Genomic DNA, 1,131 nt, shown 5'->3' on the forward strand with positions numbered 1-1,131 from the left:
GGCGTTGTTGCATAAATCTGGGGTCGGTTGGGCTGACGTTTACGCGCAACGGCTGGAACGCTGGCTCTGTTAACTTCTGACGAAGCGGCGTAGTGTCTCGGATTTTTTCCGGGATGATGCGCAAGGACAACCGACAGCAAGCCGAGCCCAAGGGGGTCTACCGCGTCAGGAACTGGGCGCAGTACAACAAGGGACTGATAGCCCGAGGAGACGTGACGATGTGGGTCGAAGAGAGCTTGCTCGTGCCACCGGCTAAAGCCCAGTCGCCCAAGCGTGGCCACCCATTCGTCTATACGGATGCGCTGATCCAGGGTCTGCTCGGTCTCAAGCAGGTGTTCCACCTGCCGCTGCGCGCGCTGCAAGGCTTCGCGCAGAGCTTGCGCACCCTGGCCTTCCCAACGTTGCCAGTGCCGAACTACACGACATTGAGCCGCCGCGCGCAGAATCTGAACGTCGTGCTGCCCGCCTCGCGTACCGGCGAGCCGCTGCATCTGGTGATCGACAGCACTGGGCTGAAGCTTTACGGCGAAGGCGAGTGGAAGGTTCGCAAGCACGGTTGGTCCAAGCGCCGGACTTGGCGCAAGGTCCATCTCGCCATGGACGCGAACACCGGCCAAATCCGTGCCGCGCTGATGACCCATCAGGACGTTGGCGATGGCGAAGTGTTGGCCGACCTGCTCGATCAAATCCCCGCTGATACACCGATCGATACCATCGGAGGCGACGGCGCTTACGACAGCAAGCCGTGCCACGCGGCGATTGCCGCGCGGGATGCACAGCCCTCGATTCCACCACGCGATGGAGCGAAGCCATGGTCCGAAAGTACGCCGGGTGCAGCCTGGCGTAACGAGACCATCGATGTCATCGAGAAGAGCAGTCGACGCGAATGGAAAGCCGCCAGCGGCTATCACCGGCGCTCGCTGGCAGAGACCCTGATGTACCGCCTCAAGACGCTGACAGGACACAGTCTGTGGGCTCGCGAAATCGGGTCGCAGGCCACCGAAGTGGCCATCCGTGCGGGCGTTCTCAACCGCATGGTCGCGCTCGCTCGCCCGCAATCCGTTTGTATCGCCTGAGTTCAGCCTCACCAAGGAGCCCCTGTTTTCAATCTCGATTTATGCAACAACGCCG

1 protein-coding gene is annotated in these 1,131 nt (G+C 61.8%); it reads left to right on the top strand.

The window, feature by feature from the left end; genetic code table 11:
* Nucleotides 1–116 precede the first annotated feature (116 nt).
* Nucleotides 117–1,076, top strand: a complete 960-nt coding sequence (locus tag ACIP1U_RS32625) for an IS5-like element ISRta5 family transposase (RefSeq protein WP_400324086.1) — start codon at nt 117–119, stop codon at nt 1,074–1,076.
* Nucleotides 1,077–1,131 lie beyond the last annotated feature (55 nt).

Origin of the sequence: Cupriavidus sp. NPDC089707 (genome assembly GCF_044748965.1) — a bacterium.
GTDB lineage: Bacteria > Pseudomonadota > Gammaproteobacteria > Burkholderiales > Burkholderiaceae > Cupriavidus.